Origin of the sequence: Bacillus sp. AR4-2, assembly GCF_008274865.1 — a bacterium.
Taxonomy (GTDB): domain Bacteria; phylum Bacillota; class Bacilli; order Bacillales; family Bacillaceae_G; genus Bacillus_A; species Bacillus_A cereus.
In genome coordinates this window covers 3601739-3625794 of the sequence record NZ_CP031062.1, presented here as the reverse complement: position 1 = coordinate 3625794, position 24056 = coordinate 3601739, and the positions used below count along the sequence as shown (strand labels likewise).

Sequence of the window (24056 nt, the reverse complement as noted above, 5' to 3'; positions counted from 1 at the left end):
AAATCTTTTCCTCTTTTTCTCACTTATATGTGTTCTTATAAGAATATTAATCGCTTCTTCATTATGTGTATAAGAAAATAATCGTACCCCTTTAACTGAGTCAAAAAATGATAGATATTATGGCATAAACGTAATAAACTACGGTGTCTGTTTTTAGAGAAATCCCCTCAAATGTGACGTAATTCATAAAAAAACTCCATTTTGTAAGTGTTTTTGTTGGATTCTAGAAAAATAAATCTTGAAACTTCCTATTATGAAATGAATTTAGCGTATGTATGGCTAGTTCTTAAAAATAATATGGAGTATAAAATCGGAGTAAATATAAAGGAAATACGTTCGATACTTTTGTTGTCATTCCGTTCTTTTACTCTTTCTTTCGCACGATTTAACTTGTGTTCTATTTCTTGTATCAGGTATAATATGGCTAAGTAGCTTAGTACGGGTATGCTTAGCAAAATTGGGAAAAATTATAATTTAATTAAATTTTCATATCATATCGAATAAGATATTTGATTTATATAATGAAAGAGAGGTGAAACCTGGTTTAAAAAATAAACAAGGACATGATATCGCATAACGGTAAGGACATTCGTCTTGGACGGTGAAAATATGGTGGTTGTAGAGTTTCCCCTGGTGTCTCTGCAATTTTAGTGAAATCAGTGTTTGCAAGATTTTTAAACCAGGCAACAACATGAAGAGAAAAGAGAATGAGTCTGTTAAAGTATTTGCTCTTGGTGGAGTAGGTGAAATCGGGAAAAACATGTACTGTGTTGAAATTGATTCTGAAATCTTTATCGTAGATGCAGGGTTAATGTTCCCGGGAGATGAAATGTTTGGAATTGATATCGTTATTCCTGATATTACATATTTAGTGGAAAATCAAGAGCGAGTAAAAGGTTTATTTATTACTCACGGTCATGAAGATCATATTGGTGGAATTGTGTATGTACTTCGTAAATTATCTATTCCAGTCTATGCAACGAAATTAACAGTAGGACTTATACAAGAAAAACTTGGTGAAGCGGGCATGTTAGGCCGTGTAGACCTAAAAACAATCGATTCAAATTCAACAGTAGAATTTAACACTACAACGGTGTCATTCTTCGGAACGACACATAGTATTCCGGATTCTGTTGGCGTTTGTTTCCATACATCAAAAGGTGCAGTCGTATATACGGGAGACTTTAAATTCGATCAAACTCCAATTGGAAATAGTGGAGCAGACCTTGGGAAAATGGCGCAAATCGGAAATGAAGGCGTACTTTGCTTATTATCTGATAGTACAAACGCAGAGCGCCCAGGCTATACAGGTTCAGAAAAAGAAGTTGGTGTAGAAATCTCTAAAGTGTTCTACGGTGCAGAAGGTCGTATTATCGTTGCTTCATTTGCATCGAATGTACATCGTATTCAACAAGTATTTGATGCAGCTGCTGAAACAGGGCGAAAAGTAGCGGTAGTAGGACGTAGTATGGTGAAAGTAGTAGACATTGCAAGACGTCTTGGTTATTTAGATGTTCCAGAAGGTATGGTTATTTCATTACAAGAAGTAGACAACTTCCCAGAGAAAAAGGTAGCTATTTTAACGACAGGTAGTCAAGGTGAACCTATGGCTGCTCTATCTAGAATGGCAAAACAAGCACATAAACAAATTTCAATTCGTAAAGGTGATACTGTTATCATTGCTGCTTCGCCAATTCCGGGTAATGAAATATCTGTATCAAAAATTATTGATTTGTTATTTAGAGCTGGAGCTGAAGTTGTTTATTACGGCGAACGAAAAGTTCACGTGTCAGGTCACGGTAGCCAAGAAGAATTAAAGTTAATGTTAAATTTAATGAAACCAAAGTACTTTGTACCCGTACATGGTGAGTTCCGTATGCAAAAAGCACATGCATATTTAGCTGAAGATGTAGGTATTACAAGAGAAAATATCTTTATCGTAGAAAAAGGCGATGTAATTGCTTTTGGTGACGATGAAGCGAACTTAGTCGGTAAAGTACAAGCTGGTAATGTTTTAATTGATGGATTAGGTGTAGGTGACGTTGGTAATATCGTTCTTCGAGATAGAAAGATGTTATCTCAAGATGGAATACTAGTAGTTGTTGTAACACTTGGTAAAGATGAAAAGAAAATTATCTCTGGTCCAGAAATCATTTCACGTGGTTTCGTATATGTTCGTGAATCAGAAGCGTTAATTGAACGATCTACAGAGATTGTACGTATGATTGTTGAGCAGTCAATTAAAGAATATTCAATTGAATGGTCAATGTTAAAACAAAATATTCGTGAATTATTAGGACAGTTCTTGTACGAAGAGACAAAGAGAAAACCTATGATTTTACCGATTATTATGGAAGTATAAAAAGATCACCCTTATGGGTGATCTTTTTTCTTTTTAACCCTATCGAATGAAATTTATAACTTAAGAAATAATAGTTATATACGAGTGAAAGGGGATGCGAAATGACAGAACGTGATCGATATACAAATGAAGAAAAAGAAGCTGAGCCAAAAGAAGCTGGAAAAGAGGCTTCAATAGTTGAAAAAATTCAACAGCTTGGACAGACAAATGTACCACAGATGAATGAATCACGTATTCATTGTTTAACGATTATCGGACAAGTGGAAGGTCATGTTCAATTACCACCGCAAAATAAAACAACAAAATATGAGCATATCATTCCGCAAATTGTTGCGATTGAACAAAATCCGAAAATTGAAGGTTTGCTTTTAATATTAAATACAGTTGGAGGTGACGTTGAAGCTGGGCTAGCAATTTCTGAAATGGTAGCTTCACTTTCAAAACCAACAGTATCTCTAGTTTTAGGTGGGGGACATTCCATCGGTGTACCGATTGCTGTTTCTACTGACTATTCGTTTATTGCGGAAACTGCGACGATGACAATTCATCCAATTCGTTTAACAGGTCTTGTCATAGGTGTGCCACAAACATTTGAGTATTTGGATAAGATGCAAGAAAGAGTCATTCGTTTTGTGACGAAGCACTCGAAAGTAACAGAAGATCGTTTTAAAGAGCTTATGTTTGCAAAAGGAAATTTAACGCGAGATATTGGGACGAATGTAATTGGTGGAGATGCAGTAAAGTACGGTCTTATAGATGATGTCGGCGGTATTGGAAATGCGATTCGAAAATTAAACGAATTAATAGATGTTCGTGCGGAAGATAGTACAGAAGGGACAATGCTACAATGATTTTATATACAATTATGCCAGAGCAACTTGTGTATCCGGTCGATTATTCACAATGTGAAAGTCAAAAAGTTGTAAATATAAATGGTGTGGAATTAATGGTTTCTGAAGAGGAACATGGATGTTATTCTATTGTACGTGTGCTAAGTACGGACCCACTTCACTATTTAGAGTTTGAGCCCGGTCAGAAAATAACCTTTTAGCAAAAAGAAGGATTTTGTTTAGAAGCTATGGTATAATATAAAAAACAAGACGGTTGAGCAGCCATGAGTAGGCTGCTTTCTTCTGTTTATTTAGCATTTTACAAGAAGTGTAAAAATAGAAGATATAAAGACCTGAAAAATAGAGAAAACAGACATATAAATAGAGCATTTTGAAGGGAGCTTTACTTATATGTAGAACACGAGGTGAAGAAATGGCAAAACAAAAGCAAAGAGGGACGAAGGCAAAGGCAAGACGTACGATAAAGCCAACTTTGTATTATGAAATTGTCGGTTTAACTCTTTTTGCACTTTCAATCATTACGATTTTACAGCTAGGCGTTGTAGGGAAATCGTTTGTGTTATTTTTTCGCTTCTTCTTTGGTGAGTGGTACATAATTGGTGTGTTAGGTGTAATAGCTTTATCGGTTTCCTTTGTTATAAAACGCGGATGGCCGAACCTTTTAAATAAACGATTAATTGGATTTTATTTAATTGTATTGGCGATATTAATGTTTAGTCATATTACATTATTTAACCTTCTTACAAAAGATGGAGCAGTGCAAAATACTTCTGTTATTGTGAGTACGAAAGATAACTTCTTTCTTGAAATGAAAAAGGGGCCAGATAGCGTTCATTTAGGTGGTGGTATGTTTGGTGCGCTTATGTTCGCAACATGTTACTTCTTATTTGACGAAGTAGGAGCTTATATCATTGGTATTATTCTAGTTATTCTCGGTATACTTTGTATAACAAATAAGCATATTGGAGAAGTGTTAGCTCCAGTTGGTAGAATTCTTAGAAGTCAGTTTCAAGTGATGCAAGGGGATTATAAAGATTGGAGAGCCAAAAGAACGGCTGAACAAACAGAAAAGAAAAAAACAACAAGAAGCACAAGAAGCAAACGTGCTGCAGAACAAGAAGAAATTATTGAGCCGATGGAAGAAATCTCAATTGATCCTCCGATTATTTCGAATTTCACTGAGAATTATCCTGTAAATGAAGAAGAGGATAAACGAATCGAAGTAGAGCAAGAAGAGTTGATCACTTCACCGTTTATTGAAGAGACTCCGCCAATTGAAGAACCAAAGAAAAAGCGTGGAGAAAAAATTGTTGAATCGTTAGAGAGTGAAGCGCAAGCACCTCCTATGCAATTTTCAAATGTAGAAAATAAAGATTACAAGCTTCCTTCACTTGATATATTAAAATTTCCAAAGAATAAGCAAGTTACAAATGAAAATGCGGAAATTTATGAGAATGCTCGTAAATTAGAACGTACATTTCAAAGTTTTGGAGTGAAAGCGAAAGTAACAAAAGTGCATAGAGGTCCTGCAGTTACAAAATATGAAGTGTATCCTGATATGGGGGTAAAGGTAAGCAAAATTGTCAGTTTAAGTGATGATTTAGCCCTTGCTTTAGCTGCAAAGGACATTCGTATTGAAGCGCCAATTCCCGGGAAATCAGCTGTAGGGATCGAAGTTCCAAACTCAGAGGTTTCGATGGTAACGCTGAGGGAAGTTCTTGACTCTAAGGCTAATAATCATCCGGAAGAGAAGTTGTTAATTGGTCTTGGCCGAGATATTACAGGTGAAGCTGTATTAGCCCGTCTAAATAAAATGCCTCATTTACTCGTAGCTGGTGCGACAGGTAGCGGGAAAAGTGTATGTATTAACGGTATTATTGTTAGTATTTTAATGCGTGCAAAACCACATGAAGTAAAATTAATGATGATTGACCCGAAAATGGTAGAGCTAAATGTATATAACGGTGTGCCTCATTTGTTAACGCCAGTTGTAACTGATCCGAAAAAAGCATCGCAAGCATTGAAAAAAGTTGTGAGTGAAATGGAACGTCGTTATGAATTGTTTGCTCATAGTGGTACACGTAACATTGAAGGATACAACGATTATATAAAAGAGCATAATAGTCAATCAGAAGCGAAACAACCCGAATTACCTTATATTGTAGTAATTGTGGACGAGTTAGCAGATTTAATGATGGTTGCTTCGTCTGATGTAGAGGATGCGATTATGCGTCTAGCGCAAATGGCTCGTGCTGCTGGTATTCATTTAATTATTGCAACGCAACGTCCGTCAGTTGACGTTATTACGGGTGTTATTAAAGCAAATATTCCATCACGTATTGCATTCGCTGTATCTTCTCAAACAGATTCTCGTACAATTCTTGACGGTGGTGGTGCAGAGAAGCTACTAGGTCGTGGAGACATGCTGTTTATACCAATTGGTGCATCGAAACCTGTACGTGTACAAGGCGCATTTCTATCAGATGATGAAGTTGAGAGAGTTGTAGAATATGTTATTGGACAGCAAAAAGCACAATATCAAGAAGATATGATTCCACAAGATGTTCCTGATACGAAGCAGGAAGTAGAAGATGAATTATATGATGAAGCGGTTCAACTTGTAGTGGAAATGCAAACAGCATCTGTTTCTATGTTACAACGTAGGTTTAGAGTAGGTTATACGCGAGCTGCTCGCCTAATTGATGCAATGGAAATGAATGGTGTAGTAGGTCCGTATGAAGGGAGTAAACCGAGGGAAGTACTCATTAATGATGTACAAGAAAAAAGTTCTTAAAAAAAGCCTAATTGTTTTTACAATTAGGCTTTTTTATATAGTGTTTTTGTTATATACTATACTCAGCGATAAAGAAAGGGCTTACATTTAGGGGTGCCCTTTAGAATACGAATACTTTTAGTATGTTTTATGTAAATGTTCGATATTTAATGCAGAAAAATGTTAGATTTTGTTGACACGTATGAGAGCAAGTGGTAAGATTACTTCGAAAAGAATCACTGCCTCATATAATCTTGGAGATAAGGTCCATAAGTTTCTACCTGGCAACCATGAATTGCTAGACTATGAGGGGAAAAGTGTGTAACAAAGGATGTAAAGGATCTTTGTGCCGAACTTTTTCTCGAAATGAGGAATGTTTATGGTGCAAAGTTTTTTTTATGCAATAAAGAGTGAAAATTTTATTTTAAAAAATTATTATTATTTATTCGACAATTACACTTATTTTGGTGTTTAGTCATTTGTACTATGTTGTAAGTTGAAAAAAGAGAAAAGAAGTCTTACATCAGAGGTCGAATAATTGAAATGCGGGGGAGTCTTATGTCAGTAAAATCTGATAGTCGTCACCTATATCTACGGGTGATTGATCACATCAAAGAAAAAATTAAAGATGGCGCTTATAAAGAACGACAAAAGTTACCATCAGAGTTTGATTTAGCGAAAGAACTTGGCGTAAGTAGAGCGACTTTAAGGGAAGCGTTGCGTATTTTAGAAGAAGAAAATGTTGTCATTCGTAGACATGGTGTAGGGACATTTGTAAATGCAAAGCCATTATTTTCTTCTGGAATAGAACAACTTTCTAGTATTACAGATATGATTTCTAGTGTGGGGAAAACACCAGGAACAATCTTTTTATCATCATCTACTACAACTTTAACAGAAGAGGAAAAAGAGAAGTTTAATAGTGAAGATGGTTTTAATGCAGTGATGATTGAACGCGTGCGTACAGCAGATGGGGAACCTGTTGTGTATTGTATCGATAAACTTGCAAAAGAAATATTGCCAGACTTATCGGGTTACAATGAGGAATCATTATTAACGGTGATACATAATAACACGCATAAGCGCATAACATATGCGGTTGCTCACATTGAGCCAATTGGCTATCACCCTAAAATCTCACCAATTTTAGAATGTGAGCCTGAAACAGCACTGCTTGTATTAAAACAAATGCACTATGATCAAAATGATGAGCCAATCTTATATTCTATCAATTACTTTAGAGCTGATAAATTTAGCTTCCACGTATTAAGAAAGCGTATGTAGGTAAATTCCTTTTTAGGGAGGTGACAGCAAGAAGTAAGGAACAGCAGCGTAAGAATAAATAAATATATATCATTTTTGGAGGGGTTTCTAGTATGAAGAAAAAAGCAGGCCTTTTATTATCATTAACTTTAGCAGCAAGTACAGTTTTAGGTGCATGTGGTAACTCGGATAAGGCGAGCAGTGACAAGAAAGACACGAAAGACAATAAAGATTTCAAGGTTGGTCTTGTAACGGATGTTGGGGGCGTTGATGATAAGTCATTTAACCAATCTTCTTGGGAAGGGTTACAAAAGTTTGGTAAAGATAATGGTTTAAAAGAAAAGACAAATTATCGTTACCTTCAGTCTGAAAAAGAAGCTGATTATATTCCGAATTTAAAAAAATTCTCAAAAGATAAATATGATTTAACATTCGGAATTGGTTATAAATTAGAAGGTGCAATTAAAGAAGTAGCAAAAGAATCTTCAAAACAACAATTTGCAATCGTAGATACTGTTGTAGATGCACCGAACGTAACGAGCATTACGTTTAAAGATCATGAAGGATCATTCCTTGTAGGTGCGGTAGCAGCTATGTCAACAAAATCGAATAAAGTAGGATTTGTTGGTGGAATGAAAAGTGATTTAATTAGTAAATTTGAAAATGGATTTAAAGCTGGTGCAAAGGCAGTAAATCCAAACATTGAAATCGTATCTGAATATGCAGAAGCATTCGATAAGCCTGAAAAAGGTACAGTTCTTGCTTCAGCAATGTATGGTCAAGGCGTAGACGTAATTTATCATGCTGCTGGTGGTACAGGTAACGGTGTGTTCACAGAAGCGAAAAACCGTAAGAAAAAAGGTGAAAATGTTTGGGTAATCGGTGTTGACCGTGACCAACATCAAGAAGGTATGCCTGAAAATGTAACATTAACTTCAATGATTAAACGTGTTGATGTAGCAGTAGAAAAAGTAGCTAAAGAAGCAAAAGATGGGAATTTAAAAGGTGGAAAAATTGAAGAGTTTGGCTTAAAAGATGACGGTATTGGTATTTCAAAAACAACTGATAACGTGAAAAAAGTTAACCCTGAAATTTTAACAAAAGTAGAAGAGCTTGAAAAGAAAATTACAGCCGGTGAAATTAAAGTGCCAGCTACAGATAAAGAGTATAAAGAATACGAAGCTTCTCTAAAAAAATAAATAGAGAAATAGCAAAGGTTAGTTCATAGAACTAACCTTTGTATGTATAAAACTTCCGAATTGCTTAATAAGTTAATAGTGTAATAGGGAATGTTCCCTGTTAAAAGGAGGAACACAATGGAATACGTAATTGAGATGAATAACATTACGAAAGTATTCCCAGGCATTGTAGCGAATGATGATATTACGCTGCAAGTAAAGCAGGGTGAGATACATGCTTTACTTGGAGAAAATGGTGCAGGGAAATCCACATTAATGAATGTACTATTTGGTTTGTACCAACCAGAGCAGGGTGAAATTAAAATTAAAGGTAAACCTGTAAAAATCACAAATCCGAATATAGCAAATGACCTTGGTATTGGAATGGTCCATCAACACTTTATGCTTGTTCATAATTTTACAGTTACAGAGAATATTATTCTCGGAAATGAACCGAAGAAAAAAGGGAAAATTGCTGTTGAGGAAGCTGCTAAAGAAATTCAAAAACTGTCTGAACAATACGGTTTATCTGTAGATCCATATGCGAAAATACAGGATATTTCAGTTGGTATGCAGCAGCGTGTTGAGATTTTGAAAACTCTTTACCGCGGTGCAGAAATTTTAATATTTGATGAACCAACAGCTGTGTTAACACCGCAAGAAATTCATGAGCTAATTCAAATTATGAAAAAGCTTGTGCAAGAAGGAAAATCTATTGTTCTTATTACACATAAGTTGAAAGAAATTATGGAAGTTTGCGATCGTTGTACGATTATTCGTAAAGGAAAAGGGATTGGAACGGTTGACGTTGCAAATACGGATGAAAATAAACTTGCAGAATTAATGGTCGGACGTCAAGTGAATTTTAAAACAGAAAAAATAGACGCGAAGCCAAAAGAAGAGGTACTTTCAATTGCAAACCTTGTTGTTCACGATGCACGTCAACTACCTGCTGTAAAAGGCCTTGACTTAACTGTTCGTGCGGGGGAAATTGTTGGGATTGCAGGGATTGATGGAAACGGACAAAGTGAATTAATAGAAGCAATTACTGGTTTACGAAAAGTTGAGTCAGGTTCTATTGCAATTAAAGGAAAAGAAATAACAAATTGGCCTGTTAGAAGAATAACAGAAGAAGGAATTGGTCATATTCCAGAAGATCGTCATAAACACGGACTCGTTCTTGATTTTTCTGTTAGAGATAATATAGTTCTGCAAACGTATTATAAAAATCCATTTTCAAAGAAAGGGATTTTAAATTTCAGCAAAATTACAGAAAAAGCAAAGGCTCTTATTGAACAGTTTGATGTGCGTACACCTAGTGAGCAAACGTTAGCACGCGCTCTATCTGGGGGGAATCAACAAAAAGCAATTATTGCACGTGAAGTAGACCGAAATCCAGATTTATTAATTGCGGCACAGCCAACACGTGGTTTAGATGTAGGAGCAATTGAATTTATTCATAAGAGATTAATAGAGCAAAGGGATAAAGGAAAAGGTGTATTACTTTTATCATTAGAGTTAGATGAAATCTTAAATGTTAGCGATCGAATTGCTGTTATTTATGAAGGGGAAATTGTAGCAATAGTTGATGCGAAAGAAACGAATGAACAACAGCTTGGATTGTTAATGGCTGGAGGAACAAAGAAGGAGCAGGTGGGTACAAATGGCTAAAAAGCTTTTAACAGAACGAACGATAAATATTTTAGTCCCAGTACTATCCGTTATTTTCGGCTTACTTGTAGGAGCGATTGTAATGCTAGTTAGTGGCTATGATCCAATTGTTGGTTATAGTGCACTTTGGACAGGAATGTTCGGCAGCGCAAGTGCGATTGGTGAAACGCTTCGTACAATGATACCGCTTATTCTTGCTGGCTTATCGGTGGCGTTTGCATTTCGTACAGGTTTATTTAATATCGGGGTAGAGGGTCAATTGTTAGTTGGTTGGCTTGCAGCGGTTTGGTTCGGTTATGCAGTCTCACTACCAGCTTTCCTTCATATTCCATTATCTATTTTATTTGCAGCATTGGTGGGCGGAATTTGGGGCTTCATTCCGGGATATTTAAAAGGGAAGTTTCAAGTGAATGAAGTTATTGTAACTATTATGATGAACTATATCGCGTTGTATGTAACGTATGACATCATTAAGCGTTTCTTACATGCGGGTAATGACAAAACGTATGATATTAAAGAGAGTGCGTCACTATCTTCAGACTGGCTTGCTTCTATTACTGATGGTTCACGTCTACACTGGGGAATTATTGTAGCAATTTTAATCGCTATTTTAATGTGGTTCTTATTAGATCGAACAACTTTAGGTTACGAATTAAAGTCAGTAGGATTTAATCAGCATGCTTCTCAATATGCAGGTATGAAAGTTTCTCGTAATGTAGTATTCTCCATGACAATTGCTGGTGCATTTGCGGGGATTGGTGGAGCGATGGAAGGATTAGGGACATTCCAGAGTATGACAGCGATGTCTTCGTTTACAGGAGTAGGATTTGATGGGATTGCCGTAGCATTACTTGGAGGGAATAATCCGTTTGGTATAATCCTTTCAGCTTTATTATTTGGTGGTTTGAAAAGTGCTTCCCCTCAAATGAACTTTGAGGCAGATGTACCGTCAGAGCTTATTAATGTAATTATTGCATGTATCATCTTCTTTGTTGCATGTAGTTATGTGTTAAGATGGGCGCTTACACGCATGAGCAAGGAGGGGAAATAAATGAGCTTTTTAGATATATTAGCCATTCTTGTGACGGGTACGTTATATACATCGGCACCTATCATTTTCACGGCACTAGGTGGTGTATTTAGTGAACGATCGGGTGTTGTAAATATCGGATTAGAAGGACTAATGCTATTTGGTGCATTTATTGGAGTCGTTACAAACTTATTAATGGGTGATACTTGGGGAACGATGACTCCGTGGATTGCGTTACTATTTGCGGCAATTGGTAGTGGATTATTTGCATTACTTCATGCGGTAGCTTCTATTACATTCCGAGCAGATCAAGTTGTAAGTGGTGTAGCCATTAACTTCTTATCTCTTGGTTTAACAGTATTTGCAATTAAGAAGATTTTTGATAAAGGGCAGACTGACTTTATTCAGTATCGTATTGAAAAGATTGATATTCCAGGCCTTTCGGATATTCCGGTTTTAGGGAAAATATTTTTCTCGAACGTACCAATAACGTCATATATTGCCATTATTTTAGCATTCGTTGTTTGGTATGTTATTTATAAAACACCGTTCGGTCTTCGTCTACGTGCTGTTGGTGAACACCCAATGGCAGCGGATACGATGGGGATTAACGTATATAAAATGCGCTATATTGGAGTCTGTATTTCAGGAGTGTTTGCTGGAATTGGTGGAGCGATTTTTGCAATGTCAATTTCTAATAACTTCTCAGGGGCAACTATTACAGGACAAGGTTTCTTAGCTTTAGCTGCTATGATTTTTGGAAAGTGGAATCCACTAGGCGCACTAGGTGCAGCTCTATTCTTTGGTTTTGCGCAATCTTTAAGTGTAACGGGCGGAACAATCCCTGTATTAGACCAAATTCCAAGTGTTTTATTAACGATATTACCATATGTATTCACAATATTAGCGCTTGTCGGTTTTGTAGGTCGTTCTGAAGCTCCTAAAGCATTAGGAACTCCTTATGAAAAAGGAAAACGATAAGTATTTTATAAGTATAAAAAAGCTCGCACATTAGTGTGGGCTTTTTTACATAGAATATATTTAATACGGAATTTTACTATGTTCCTTACATATTAAAGTTTTTAGAAAGAATCATATGTAAGCATAATAAGGGAGAAAAGTTGATTTTTTATTTCTAAAAACTGTATATTGAAGAGGAATATTCCTATATACGTAAAGGAGGGCTATAAATGAAACTAATGGAACAACAACTACATGAGTTAGGTGGTTTGCGCGTACATATTATTCCGACTGATAAATATAAAACGAATACCTTTGTATTTCGTTTTAAAGCGCCTTTAAATGAGGAGACGGTGACAGAGCGTGCCCTATTGCCATACGTATTGCAAAGTGCGACAGAAAAATTACCTTCTGTAATTCGTCTTCGTCAATATTTAGAAGAATTATACGGATCTTCTTTAGCGGTAGATGTAAGTAAAAAAGGGGAAGACCATATTATCTCCATTTATGTAGACATTGCAAATGAAGTTTATTTACATGATGCACCACCGTTATTTGAAAAAGCGCTTTCTATGTTGTCAGATATTGTGTTACATCCAGCAACGGAGGGGAACGGTTTCCTATCTTCTATCGTAGAAAGTGAAAAAAGAGCACTGTTACAGAGAATTGAAGCTACTTATGATGATAAAATGCGTTATGCAAACGAGCGTTTAATTGAAGAAATGTGCAAAGTAGAACCGTATCGTTTAAGTGCAAATGGAAAAAAAGAGAGTGTTATGTCTATTACAAATGAAAGTTTGTATCAGTATTATCAAAAGGTGTTAGCGGAAGATGAAATGGATCTATATATTATTGGTGATATTTCAGAAAACGCCGTTGATCTTGTAAGTAAGTATTTTTCTATTTCAACTCGTCCAGTGAGAGAAAGAAATGTACTCCTTCATAGACGAAACAATGAAGAAAAAGAAGTTGTTGAAAAACAAGAATTAAAACAAAGTAAATTACACATCGGTTATCGTACATTTGTCACATATAAAGATGAAGATTATTTTGCATTGCAATTGTTCAATGGATTGTTTGGTGGCTTTTCTCATTCGAAGTTATTCGTAAATGTGCGTGAAAAAAATAGTTTAGCGTACTATGCAGCATCGCGCTTTGAAAGTCATAAAGGTTTATTATTTGTTATGTCAGGAATCGAAGCGAAAAATTATGAAAAAGCAGTTGAGATTATTAAAGAACAAATGCTTGCGATGCAAAACGGAGAGTTTTCTGAAGAAGAAATACATCAAACAAAAAGTGTCATCCAAAATCAAATATTAGAGGCAATTGATACACCACGTGGCTTTGTAGAAATGCTATATCATGGTATTATTTCAGATCGTACACGTCCAGTTGAAGAATGGCTTACAGGTATAGAAAGTGTGACGAAAGAAGAAATTGTAAAAGTTGCTAAAAATATTGAACTAGATACAATTTACTTTTTACAAGGAACGGAGGGAGAGTAAATGGAGAAAATTGTTTATGAGCAATTAAAAGAAACACTCTATTATGAAAAACTTCCTAATGGATTAGATGTATATGTTTTACCGAAACAAGGATTTAATAAAACATTTGCGACGTTTACGACGAAATATGGTTCTGTAGATAATACATTTGTACCATTAGGGAAAGAAGAAATGATTCGTGTGCCTGATGGAATTGCACATTTTCTTGAGCATAAATTATTTGAAAAAGAAGATCACGATGCTTTCCAATTGTTTAGTAAACAAGGAGCATCGGCAAATGCTTTTACATCCTTTACACGAACAGCTTACCTTTTTTCATGTACTTCAAACGTAGAACAAAATTTAAATACATTGCTAAACTTCGTGCAAGAGCCTTATTTCTCTGAAAAAACGGTTGAAAAAGAGAAGGGGATAATTGGGCAAGAAATTCAAATGTATCAAGATAACCCAGATTGGCGTTTGTACTTCGGGTTAATTGATAGCTTGTTTGTAAAACACCCAATTAAAATTGATATTGCAGGGACAATCGAATCTATTAGTAAAATTACGAAAGATTTATTGTATGAATGTTATGAAACATTTTATCATCCGAGCAATATGTTATTATTTGTTGTGGGTGCAATTGATCCAGAGAAAACAATGGATTTAGTACGTGAAAATCAAGCGAAAAAAGATTATAAAAACCAGCCAGAAATTGTGCGTTCATTTGAAAAAGAACCAAATGAGGTAAATGAAAAGAAAAAAATTATTTCAATGCCTGTGCAAACACCGAAATGTTTAGTTGGTATTAAAGCGACTAATTTAAAGGAAAAGGGGCAAGCGCTTTTAAAACAAGAAATTGCGCTTACGTTACTCTTAGATTATTTATTTGGAAAAAGTTCTGTTCATTACGAAACTTTATATAATGAAGGGCTTATTGATGATTCATTCTCGTATGACTATACAGAAGAAAATAACTTCGGTTTTGCAATGGTTGGCGGTGATACGAAACAACCTGATGAATTGGCAAATCGTTTAAAAGATATTTTATTAAAAACAGATTATGATCAATTAGATGCGGCGGCATTAGAACGAGTGAAGAAAAAGAAAATTGGTGGTTTTTTACGCTCGTTGAATTCACCAGAATATATTGCAAATCAATTTACACGATACGCGTTTAATGAATCTAGCCTGTTTGACGCATTGACTGTATTAGAAGGACTAACCGTTCAAGACTTACAAGAAGTAGCGAAATTATTGTTATCAGAAGACAAAATGAGTATTTGTCAGGTGTTACCGAAAAAATAAAATTAAAAAGATACCCTCATCTTATCATTGAAAAATTGTAAGATGAGGGTATTATTTAGTTATGTGAAAATTGAACTTGTAGAGATAAGAGAGGGACTTTATGAAAAAGTATGCGTTAGTAACTGGAGGGAGCGGAGGAATTGGCTGTGCTATTTCGAAACAATTAATTCAAGATGGATATACAGTTTATGTTCATTACAATAACAATGAAGAAAAGGTATTGGAATTGCAGAAGGCATGGGGAGAAGTTATCCCTGTTCAAGCGAATTTAGCTTCTAGTGATGGAGCAGAGCAATTGTGGGGACAAATTGAACATCCTATTGATGTTATTGTATACGCAGCTGGGAAGAGTATTTTTGGACTAGTAACAGATGTAACAAACGATGAATTGGATTATATGGTAGAACTTCAAGTGAAGAACGTATATAAATTACTTTCTATGGCACTTCCGCCTATGATCGGGAGAAGAAGTGGTAATATTGTAATTGTTTCATCTATATGGGGACAAATAGGGGCTTCTTGTGAAGTGCTTTATTCAATGGTAAAAGGGGCACAAAATTCATATGTGAAAGCTTTAGCGAAAGAAGTTTCTTTAAGTGGATTACGTGTGAATGCAGTAGCACCAGGAGCAATTGAAACGGAAATGTTAAGTGTTTTTTCTGAAGAAGATAAAATGGGAATTGCTGAAGATATACCATTAGGTAGAATAGGATTACCAGAAGAAGTAGCGAAAACAGTTTCATTCCTCGTATCACCAGGAGCGTCTTACATAACTGGACAAATTATCGGAGTGAATGGCGGTTGGCACTGCTAAAAAATTCTTACATAAAAAATGAATAGTTGCACAAATTAAGGATGATTTTATTACTCAATAGTGAGGTGCTTAATTATGTCAGTATTAGATAATTTTGATCAGTGGAAGAGCTTTTTAGGAGAACGTTTAGAGCAAGCGCAAGACAAAGGTTTAGATGGCGGTGCGGTATCAGATATGGCGTTTCGTGTTGGCGACTATCTTGCTAATGAAGTAGAAGGACGCAATGACCAAGAGAAATTATTAGCTGAGCTTTGGAAAGTTGCTGATGAACAGGAGCAACATACAATTGCAAATTTAATGGTTAAGTTCGTACAACATAAGTAAAAGTAGAGAGGAGATTCTCCTCTCTACTTTTTTTGTATAATAATTACACAGGGTAGATTATACATTTAGCTTCCCTATTAAGGTGAAATCATATAATATAGTACGTAGGTGTAAAGTAAGCAAGGGGAGTGATCTTGGATGATTGAATGGTATTTTGAATATGAAATACATAAAAACCGACCTGGCTTGCTTGGTGACGTTTCTTCGTTAATCGGTATGCTCGGCATTAATATTGTCACAATTAATGGTGTAGATAATGCACGACGTGGGTTACTTCTTATGTGTGATAATCAAGAGCAAATCTCTAGACTTGAATCAATTTTAAATACGATGGATAACATAACGGTAACGAAATATCGTCCGCCCAAGCTAAGAGATAAGCTAGCGGTTAGGCATGGTAGGTACATACAACGAGATGCAGATGATAAGAAAACATTTCGATTTGTGCGTGATGAATTAGGCTTACTTGTAGACTTTATGGCAGAAATTATGAAAAAAGAAGGCCATAAACTAATTGGGATACGCGGAATGCCTCGTGTCGGAAAAACAGAATCCATTGTTGCTGCAAGTGTTTGTGCAAATAAAAGGTGGTTATTTGTATCATCTACTCTTATTAAGCAAACTGTTCGTAGTCAATTAATTGAAGATGAGTATAGCGATGACAATATTTTCATCCTAGATGGAATTGTGTCAACGAAGCGTGCTAACGAAAGACATTGGCAGCTCGTTCGTGAAATTATGAGATTGCCTGCAACGAAAGTTGTGGAACATCCTGATGTATTTGTGAGTCAGTCAGAATACACATTGGATGATTTTGATTATATTATCGAGTTGCGTAACGATTATGATGAAGAAATTCAATATAATTTAGTAGATGAAATTGAGCAAGGTACGCAAAATAATTTCTCTATGTTTGACTTTTAAAGAAATATTGAGGTGTTAGTAGTGACGGAATTGGGACAAAAGCTGAAAGAAGCAAGAGAAGCGAAAGGCTTGTCTATTGATCAGCTGCATGAGATTACAAAAATTCAAAAACGCCATTTAGTGGCAATTGAAGAAGGCAATTATGATGTATTGCCAGGAGCTTTTTATGCACGTGCATTCATTAAACAATACGCAGATGCGGTTGGATTAAATGGAGAGGAACTGCTCGTAGAACATCAGAGTACGATACCACAATCTGAAAAGCGTGAAGTTCCACAAGTATCAACGGGACAAAAAACACAAGAAACAATGCAAAAATCTTCATCATGGCCAATTGCAGATCACATGCCGAAAATCTTAGTTGCGCTGTTAGTAATCGCAGTTGGAGTGGTAATCTGGTTTGTGTTTCAAGCGTTAACTGGAAAAGATGATGAAAAAGTTCCGAGCGCTCAAAGTGAGAAAATTGAAGTTCAAAAAGCGAAAGATTCTCCGTTAGATACGAAGAAAGATGAAGTGAAAGCGGAAGAGCCAAAAAAAGAGGAACCAAAAAAAGAGGAACCAAAGAAAGAAGAACCAAAGAAAGAGGAGCAACCAGCACAACCAACTGGACAGCAAGAAGTGAAAGTAGTTGGAACAACTGGAAAGGTATCTACTTTGGAAATTCATAATAATAAAACATTAGAACTGGAATTATCGGGTAAAGGTGCGAGTTATGTAGATGTTAAAGATGAAGCTGGGAATGTGATTCTAAACGCTACAGTACAAGAGGGCCAAATAGAAAAACGTGATGTATCAACATTAAAAGAAGTGCGACTTAATATTGGAAATGCAACGAATGTTGAAGTTAAACTGAATGGCCAAGTGGTCGCTTATCCATTGGATCCAGAAAAAGAACTTCACCAAAGATTGGTGATAAAAAACCAAGGGATAGAGCAACCTGCACAATAACAGTCATCGCTTCGATGACTTTTTTTCGATGAACAAATGTTTTTGATATGATGGAGGAATAGCTGTGAATTTACCAAATAAAATTACAATATCTAGAATCTTCTTAATTCCAATTTTTATGGTAATTATGTTAGCACCCTTTGATTGGGGTTCATACAAAATTGGTGATGTTGATTTACCGATTCAACATTTAGTGGGGGCACTTATCTTTATCATTGCTTCAGCTACAGATTGGATTGATGGACATTACGCAAGAAAATATAATCTTGTAACGAATTTAGGGAAGTTTCTTGACCCGTTAGCTGATAAATTACTTGTTTCGGCAGCACTTATTACATTGGTAGAGATGCAATATGTACCGGCTTGGATTGTTATTGTAATTATCAGTCGTGAGTTTGCGGTAACTGGTTTACGTCTTGTACTTGCTGGAACAGGGGAAGTAGTTGCAGCAAACCAGCTAGGAAAAATTAAGACATGGACACAAATTATTGCGATTGCAGCATATTTATTACACGATGTACCTTTAAATTTAATCCATATTCCAGTTGCGGATATCTTCATATGGATTGCATTAATCTTTACTGTTATTTCAGGATGGGATTATTTCTGGAAAAATAGAGCTGCTTTTGTAAACTCAAAATAGAAGTTTATGGGGGAATTGGGATGAATGCTGAGATTATTGCGGTTGGAACTGAATTATTACTTGGACAAATTGCAAATACAAATGCCCAGTTTTTATCTGAAAAGTTAGCTTCAATCGGAATTAACGTGTACTATCATACTGTTGTTGGTGATAATAATAAGCGATTGCAAAAGGCGATTGAAGCTGCGGAAGAACGTGCTGATATACTTATTTTCACAGGTGGATTAGGACCGACAAAAGATGATTTAACGAAAGAAACGATAGCTACTAGTTTAGATGAAGAGCTTGTGTATGATGAAAAGGCATTAGCCTTAATAAGTAATTACTTTAAGCGTACAGGCCGTGAATTTACGGAGAATAATAAAAAGCAAGCGCTCGTTTTAAATGGAGCAACAGTATTTGCAAATGACCACGGTATGGCGCCGGGTATGGGGGTAAATAAGAACGGAAAAGTTTATATTTTATTACCAGGGCCGCCAAAAGAGATGAAACCAATGTATGTAAGTTACGTAGAGCCTTTTTTACGTAATTTTACAACAGGAGAAAACATTTATTCTCGTGTGCTTCGTTTCTTCGGTATTGGGGAGTCCCAATTAGAGGTGAAAGTTCAAGATTTAATTGATGGACAAACAAACCCAACAATTGCCCCATTAGCAAATGATGGAGAAGTGACATTACGTTTAACCGCTAAGCATCAAAATGTTAGCGAAGCGGAGAAACTAATTCAATATGTGGAAGATTTGATTTTAGAAAGAGTAGGAGAATTTTTCTACGGATATGACCAAGAATTTTTGCATTATAAGGCAATCGAGTTATTGAAGAGAAAAGGGTTAACTTTAGCGTGTGCAGAAAGTTTAACAGGTGGTCTTTTTGGAAATCAAGTAACTGAAAACGCTGGTGTTTCTTCTGTGTTTAAAGGCGGTGTCATTTGTTATCATAATGATGTGAAGCAACATGTTTTACGTGTGCCTGAAGAAGTGTTGCATACTGATGGTGCAGTTAGTAAAGAATGTGCTCGTTATCTTGCTGAAAATGTTAAGGATGTACTAAAAGCGGATATCGGAATTAGTTTCACTGGTGTAGCAGGGCCAGATGCTTCAGAACAGAAAGAACCAGGAACAGTATTTGTTGGGCTTTCTATTAAGGATGAACCAACTGTAGTCTTTCCTCTTAATTTAAGCGGAAGTCGTCAACAAATTAGAGAACGAACAGCAAAATATGGATTTTATCATTTATATAAAAAGCTAGAAGAGATATAAGTTTCTTCTAGTTTTTTTACGGTTAAATTTAGATATTATTTGATAGAAAATAAAAAAATCGAATAAATGTTCGATTTTTGTTGGCAAATTGAATTGAAAATAGGTATAATAAGATTAGCAATTCAGTTAAGGAGGAATTTTGAATGAGTGATCGTCAAGCAGCGTTAGATATGGCGTTAAAACAAATAGAGAAGCAATTCGGTAAAGGTTCAATTATGAAATTAGGAGAACAAGCGGAGCGTAGAGTTTCTACAGTTTCTAGTGGTTCTTTAGCACTTGATGTGGCACTAGGGGTAGGCGGATATCCACGTGGCCGTATTATCGAAATTTACGGACCTGAAAGTTCAGGTAAAACGACAGTTTCATTACATGCAATTGCAGAAGTACAACGTCAAGGTGGACAAGCAGCATTCATCGATGCGGAGCACGCAATGGATCCTGTATATGCACAAAAATTAGGCGTTAACATAGATGAATTACTATTATCACAGCCTGATACAGGGGAGCAAGGATTAGAAATCGCGGAAGCACTTGTACGAAGTGGTGCGGTTGACATTATCGTAATTGACTCTGTAGCAGCTCTTGTACCGAAAGCAGAGATTGAAGGCGACATGGGTGACTCACACGTAGGTTTACAAGCACGTTTAATGTCACAAGCACTTCGTAAGCTTTCAGGAGCAATCAACAAATCAAAAACAATTGCAATCTTTATTAACCAAATTCGTGAAAAAGTTGGGGTTATGTTCGGAAACCCAGAAACAACTCCAGGTGGTCGTGCGTTGAAATTCTATTCAACTGTCCGTCTTGAAGTGCGTCGTGCGGAGCAATTAAAGCAAGGTAACGACATCGTTGGTAATAAAACAAAAGTAAAAGTAGTGAAAAATAAAGTAGCACCACCATTCCGTGTTGCTGAAGTTGATATTATGTACGGAGAAGGTATTTCAAGAGAAGGTGAAATCTTGGATATGGCTTCTGAGCTTGATATCGTTCAAAAGAGCGGTGCTTGGTATTCTTATAATGAAGAACGCCTAGGACAAGGTCGTGAAAATTCGAAGCAGTTCTTAAAAGAAAATACAGATTTAAGAGAAGAAATTGCCTTCTTTATTCGTGAGCATCACGGAATTAGTGAAGATTCTGGTGCTGAGGGCGCAGAAGATTCAACTCTTCTTGATTAAAAAAATAAAAGACACGGCCTCGTGTCTTTTATTTTTTTATCTACTATTAAGGAGCATAATATTATAGATAAAAAATATTTTTTTACTTCAAATGCGTTGTGTAAAGAGGGATATTTAAATATTTTAAGTAAAAGAAATGGGAATTACTAAGGTTTTCCAGTATAGTAGGCTCCTTACTTTTAAAATTTAGGTCACATTCAAGGCTGAAGGCAAAGAAAGTAAAAGTAGACAACGCTTGACAATGAAAATTACGATAGATACAATGAGAATGTATATTTTTTCTTATATACAATATACTCTTCTCAAGAAGAGAAGTAATATTCGGAGTAAGGTTTAAATCTTACCGAAATAATAATATGACATTTTAATTGTGAAATGAAGAAAGTCCCTTAAAAAAGCGGGACGACGGTCTTTGCTGTATGTTGTAATTCAATGTACATGCCGACAGTCTTTTTTCATTCATAGCAAGGGGAGGTGAAATCATGACGAGTACAGTTTGGATACTCATCTCCATTTTGCTTGCAACAGTCGGTGCAGTTGTTGGCTTTTTTGTTCGAAAGTCTATTGCTGAAGCGAAGATTAATGGTGCGGCTAATGAAGCGAGACGTATTTTAGACGAAGCGAATCGTGATGCTGAAGCACTTAAGAAAGAAGCGCTTTTAGAAGCAAAGGATGAAATTCATACACTTCGTACAGAAGCTGAATTAGAAATTCGTGACCGTAGAAGCGAATTACAAAAACAAGAAAATCGTTTAATGCAAAAAGAAGAGAACCTTGATCGTAAAGACGAAACGCTCGATAAACGCGAGCAACAGTTAGAGAAGAAAGAGGAATCTCTTGTAGCGAGACAACAACAGATTGAAGAGTTGGAAAGCAAAGTGGGAGAGTTAGTTCAAAAGCAACAAACAGAATTAGAGCGCATTTCCAATCTGACACGCGAACAAGCGAAAGCAATTATTCTTGGTAAAGTAGAAAGTGAAGTTTCTCATGAAATCGCTGTTATGGTAAAAGAAAGTGAAGTTCGCGCGAAAGAAGAAGCGGATAAGAAAGCAAAAGAGATTTTATCTCTTGCAATGCAAAGATGTGCAGCTGATCATGTTGCTGAAACAACCGTTTCGGTTGTAAATCTTCCAAATGACGAAATGAAGGGACGTATTATCGGGCGTGAAGGTCGTAATATTCGTACGTTAGAAACGTTAACGGGTATTGACTTAATTATCGATGATACACCAGAGGCGGTAATCCTTTCTGGATTCGACCCAATTCGTCGTGAAACAGCTCGTATCGCTCTTGATAAACTAGTACAGGACGGACGTATTCACCCAGCGCGTATTGAAGAGATGGTCGAAAAATCAAGACGTGAAGTGGACGAGTATATTCGCGAAGTCGGAGAGCAAACAACGTTTGAAGTGGGTGTTCACGGATTACATCCAGATTTAATTAAAATTTTAGGTCGTTTAAAATACCGTACAAGTTATGGTCAAAACGTCTTAAAACACTCTATGGAAGTTGCATATTTAACTGGACTTATGGCGGCAGAGCTTGGCGAGGATGAAAAACTAGCAAGACGTGCAGGTCTATTACATGATATCGGAAAAGCGATTGACCATGAAGTAGAAGGAAGCCACGTTGAAATTGGTGTTGAACTTGCAACGAAATATAAAGAGCATCCTGTAGTTATAAACAGTATCGCATCTCACCATGGTGACACAGAACCAACTTCTATCATTGCAGTTTTAGTTGCAGCAGCAGATGCTTTATCAGCTGCAAGACCGGGAGCTCGTAGTGAAACACTTGAAAACTATATTCGTCGTCTTGAAAAGTTAGAAGAGATTTCAGAGTCTTATGAAGGCGTTGAAAAGTCATTTGCAATTCAAGCAGGACGTGAAGTTCGTATTTTGGTAAAACCAGATACAATCGATGACTTAGAAGCTCATCGCTTAGCTCGTGATATCCGAAAACGTATTGAAAATGAACTGGATTACCCAGGACATATTAAAGTAACTGTTATTCGTGAAACACGTGCAGTGGAATACGCAAAATAAAGTGGTGAAACACCACTTTATTTTTTTGTGTTGGAATTGGATAAAATAAAGACAGTTAGTTATATAGTATAAAAGTGAAACAAACTTATAATAAACATATTATAAGGAATTTACTTGATGCTATAGCAATAAAAAATGCAGTACATAGAAAGGGTAAGACATATGAGAATATTATTTGTTGGGGATGTAGTAGGATCTCCTGGTAGAGGTATGATTCAACAATACGTACCGGCATTAAAGAAAAAATATACACCTACAGTAACAATCATTAATGGAGAAAACGCAGCAGGTGGCCGTGGGATTACAGAAAAAATATATCGAAACTTTTTAGAATGTGGGGCGCAAGCAGTTACACTTGGAAACCACGCTTGGGATAATCGTGAAGTATTTGAATTCATCGATGATGCAAAATATCTTGCAAGACCAGCTAACTTCCCAGAAGGAACTCCAGGAAAAGGACTTATCTTTGTGAACTGTAATGGAACAGAAGTTGCAGTTATTAACTTACAAGGACGTACTTTCCTTCCTCCGATTGATTGTCCATTCCGTAAAGTGGATGAATTAATTAATATTGCGAAAAAACGTACGAATATTATCTTTGTTGATTTCCATGCAGAGACTACAAGTGAAAAACAAGCGCTAGGTTGGTATGTAGATGGGCGTGCTACAGCAGTAGTAGGTACGCATACGCATGTCCCTACAGCAGATAACCGTATTTTACCAAGCGGAACAGCATACATTACAGATGTTGGGATGACAGGGCCATATGACGGAATATTAGGTATGGACAGAGAAGCAGTATTGAAGAAGTTTTTAACAAACTTACCAGTACGATTTGAAGTAACAAATGGTAGAACGCAATTAAGTGCAGTGTTAATTGATGTGGATCCAAATACAGGAAAAGCAAAGAAAATTGAACGTATTTTAATTAATGACGATCAACCATTTTTTGAGTAAATTCTCGTTAAATTTTAGATAAGTTATTATATTTTAATTTTTTAGAAAAATTACGAAAATTTAGCAGGAATACGCGCCATTCCTCGT

20 protein-coding genes and 1 riboswitch are annotated in these 24056 nt (G+C 36.1%); all 20 genes read left to right on the top strand.

Going from position 1 to position 24056, the window contains the following annotated elements; genetic code table 11:
- Positions 1-691 precede the first annotated feature (691 nt).
- Positions 692-2362 carry a ribonuclease J gene (locus DN399_RS18595; protein WP_000823096.1) on the top strand — a complete coding sequence of 557 codons (1671 nt, stop codon included), beginning with the start codon at positions 692-694 and terminating at the stop codon, positions 2360-2362.
- Positions 2363-2463: 101 nt separating this feature from the next.
- Complete coding sequence (tepA, locus tag DN399_RS18590; RefSeq protein ID WP_000139806.1) at positions 2464-3213, top strand: translocation-enhancing protein TepA; 750 nt, start codon at positions 2464-2466, stop codon at positions 3211-3213.
- The gene (locus DN399_RS18585; RefSeq protein ID WP_000605036.1) at positions 3210-3413 is read left to right on the top strand and encodes a YlzJ-like family protein; all 204 of its coding nucleotides are present in this window, start codon (positions 3210-3212) and stop codon (positions 3411-3413) included. The genes tepA and DN399_RS18585 overlap by 4 nt, the downstream gene beginning before the upstream one ends.
- Positions 3414-3625: 212 nt before the next feature.
- Entirely contained in the window at positions 3626-6007 is a 2382-nt protein-coding gene (locus DN399_RS18580; RefSeq protein ID WP_001118782.1) for a DNA translocase FtsK, read from the top strand.
- Positions 6008-6210: 203 nt separating this feature from the next.
- A riboswitch (purine riboswitch) is annotated at positions 6211-6312 on the top strand.
- Between the two features lie 232 nt (positions 6313-6544).
- The gene (locus tag DN399_RS18570; protein ID WP_000114182.1) at positions 6545-7270 is read left to right on the top strand and encodes a GntR family transcriptional regulator; all 726 of its coding nucleotides are present in this window, start codon (positions 6545-6547) and stop codon (positions 7268-7270) included.
- Positions 7271-7362: 92 nt separating this feature from the next.
- On the top strand, positions 7363-8448 hold the full coding sequence (locus DN399_RS18565; RefSeq protein ID WP_000725771.1) for a BMP family lipoprotein: 1086 nt from the start codon (positions 7363-7365) through the stop codon (positions 8446-8448).
- Between the two features lie 117 nt (positions 8449-8565).
- Positions 8566-10098, top strand: a complete 1533-nt coding sequence (locus tag DN399_RS18560; protein WP_000456914.1) for an ABC transporter ATP-binding protein — start codon at positions 8566-8568, stop codon at positions 10096-10098.
- On the top strand, positions 10091-11149 hold the full coding sequence (locus DN399_RS18555) for an ABC transporter permease (protein ID WP_001085254.1): 1059 nt from the start codon (positions 10091-10093) through the stop codon (positions 11147-11149). Before DN399_RS18560 ends, DN399_RS18555 begins: the two co-directional genes overlap by 8 nt.
- Positions 11150-12109 (top strand): ABC transporter permease, encoded by a 960-nt coding sequence (locus tag DN399_RS18550; protein WP_000008857.1) that lies wholly within the window; start codon positions 11150-11152, stop codon positions 12107-12109.
- A 209-nt stretch (positions 12110-12318) separates the two neighbouring features.
- On the top strand, positions 12319-13593 hold the full coding sequence (gene yfmF, locus DN399_RS18545) for an EF-P 5-aminopentanol modification-associated protein YfmF (RefSeq protein WP_000772418.1): 1275 nt from the start codon (positions 12319-12321) through the stop codon (positions 13591-13593).
- A complete protein-coding gene (gene yfmH, locus DN399_RS18540) occupies positions 13594-14880 on the top strand; it encodes an EF-P 5-aminopentanol modification-associated protein YfmH (RefSeq protein WP_016123272.1) in 1287 nt (428 codons plus the stop codon).
- Positions 14881-14980: 100 nt separating this feature from the next.
- Complete coding sequence (ymfI, locus tag DN399_RS18535) at positions 14981-15694, top strand: elongation factor P 5-aminopentanone reductase (protein ID WP_149149890.1); 714 nt, start codon at positions 14981-14983, stop codon at positions 15692-15694.
- Between the two features lie 75 nt (positions 15695-15769).
- On the top strand, positions 15770-16018 hold the full coding sequence (locus tag DN399_RS18530; protein WP_000114450.1) for a DUF3243 domain-containing protein: 249 nt from the start codon (positions 15770-15772) through the stop codon (positions 16016-16018).
- A 138-nt stretch (positions 16019-16156) separates the two neighbouring features.
- Complete coding sequence (locus tag DN399_RS18525; RefSeq protein ID WP_000574107.1) at positions 16157-16942, top strand: DUF3388 domain-containing protein; 786 nt, start codon at positions 16157-16159, stop codon at positions 16940-16942.
- 21 nt (positions 16943-16963) lie between these two features.
- Positions 16964-17890 (top strand): helix-turn-helix domain-containing protein, encoded by a 927-nt coding sequence (locus DN399_RS18520; RefSeq protein WP_006928386.1) that lies wholly within the window; start codon positions 16964-16966, stop codon positions 17888-17890.
- A 64-nt stretch (positions 17891-17954) separates the two neighbouring features.
- Positions 17955-18533: a CDP-diacylglycerol--glycerol-3-phosphate 3-phosphatidyltransferase gene (gene pgsA / locus DN399_RS18515; RefSeq protein ID WP_001052967.1), complete on the top strand. Its 579-nt coding sequence runs from the start codon at positions 17955-17957 to the stop codon at positions 18531-18533.
- A gap of 20 nt (positions 18534-18553) precedes the next feature.
- Positions 18554-19792 carry a competence/damage-inducible protein CinA gene (gene cinA, locus DN399_RS18510; RefSeq protein ID WP_006928395.1) on the top strand — a complete coding sequence of 413 codons (1239 nt, stop codon included), beginning with the start codon at positions 18554-18556 and terminating at the stop codon, positions 19790-19792.
- Between the two features lie 143 nt (positions 19793-19935).
- Positions 19936-20967 carry a recombinase RecA gene (recA, locus tag DN399_RS18505; RefSeq protein ID WP_001283860.1) on the top strand — a complete coding sequence of 344 codons (1032 nt, stop codon included), beginning with the start codon at positions 19936-19938 and terminating at the stop codon, positions 20965-20967.
- Between the two features lie 482 nt (positions 20968-21449).
- The gene (gene rny, locus DN399_RS18500) at positions 21450-23012 is read left to right on the top strand and encodes a ribonuclease Y (RefSeq protein WP_000204911.1); all 1563 of its coding nucleotides are present in this window, start codon (positions 21450-21452) and stop codon (positions 23010-23012) included.
- A 162-nt stretch (positions 23013-23174) separates the two neighbouring features.
- The gene (locus tag DN399_RS18495) at positions 23175-23969 is read left to right on the top strand and encodes a TIGR00282 family metallophosphoesterase (protein ID WP_001221095.1); all 795 of its coding nucleotides are present in this window, start codon (positions 23175-23177) and stop codon (positions 23967-23969) included.
- Positions 23970-24056 lie beyond the last annotated feature (87 nt).

Coding starts and splice junctions, on each gene's coding strand:
- yfmF (WP_000772418.1), top strand. CDS start 12,319: ATGAAACTAATGGAACAACAACTACATGAGTTAGGTGGTTTGCGCGTA.
- DN399_RS18595 (WP_000823096.1), top strand. CDS start 692: ATGAAGAGAAAAGAGAATGAGTCTGTTAAAGTATTTGCTCTTGGTGGA.
- DN399_RS18580 (WP_001118782.1), top strand. CDS start 3,626: ATGGCAAAACAAAAGCAAAGAGGGACGAAGGCAAAGGCAAGACGTACG.
- DN399_RS18560 (WP_000456914.1), top strand. CDS start 8,566: ATGGAATACGTAATTGAGATGAATAACATTACGAAAGTATTCCCAGGC.
- recA (WP_001283860.1), top strand. CDS start 19,936: ATGAGTGATCGTCAAGCAGCGTTAGATATGGCGTTAAAACAAATAGAG.
- DN399_RS18530 (WP_000114450.1), top strand. CDS start 15,770: ATGTCAGTATTAGATAATTTTGATCAGTGGAAGAGCTTTTTAGGAGAA.
- DN399_RS18585 (WP_000605036.1), top strand. CDS start 3,210: ATGATTTTATATACAATTATGCCAGAGCAACTTGTGTATCCGGTCGAT.
- DN399_RS18565 (WP_000725771.1), top strand. CDS start 7,363: ATGAAGAAAAAAGCAGGCCTTTTATTATCATTAACTTTAGCAGCAAGT.
- DN399_RS18550 (WP_000008857.1), top strand. CDS start 11,150: ATGAGCTTTTTAGATATATTAGCCATTCTTGTGACGGGTACGTTATAT.
- DN399_RS18555 (WP_001085254.1), top strand. CDS start 10,091: ATGGCTAAAAAGCTTTTAACAGAACGAACGATAAATATTTTAGTCCCA.
- DN399_RS18495 (WP_001221095.1), top strand. CDS start 23,175: ATGAGAATATTATTTGTTGGGGATGTAGTAGGATCTCCTGGTAGAGGT.
- rny (WP_000204911.1), top strand. CDS start 21,450: ATGACGAGTACAGTTTGGATACTCATCTCCATTTTGCTTGCAACAGTC.
- tepA (WP_000139806.1), top strand. CDS start 2,464: ATGACAGAACGTGATCGATATACAAATGAAGAAAAAGAAGCTGAGCCA.
- DN399_RS18570 (WP_000114182.1), top strand. CDS start 6,545: ATGTCAGTAAAATCTGATAGTCGTCACCTATATCTACGGGTGATTGAT.
- DN399_RS18525 (WP_000574107.1), top strand. CDS start 16,157: ATGATTGAATGGTATTTTGAATATGAAATACATAAAAACCGACCTGGC.
- yfmH (WP_016123272.1), top strand. CDS start 13,594: ATGGAGAAAATTGTTTATGAGCAATTAAAAGAAACACTCTATTATGAA.
- ymfI (WP_149149890.1), top strand. CDS start 14,981: ATGAAAAAGTATGCGTTAGTAACTGGAGGGAGCGGAGGAATTGGCTGT.
- cinA (WP_006928395.1), top strand. CDS start 18,554: ATGAATGCTGAGATTATTGCGGTTGGAACTGAATTATTACTTGGACAA.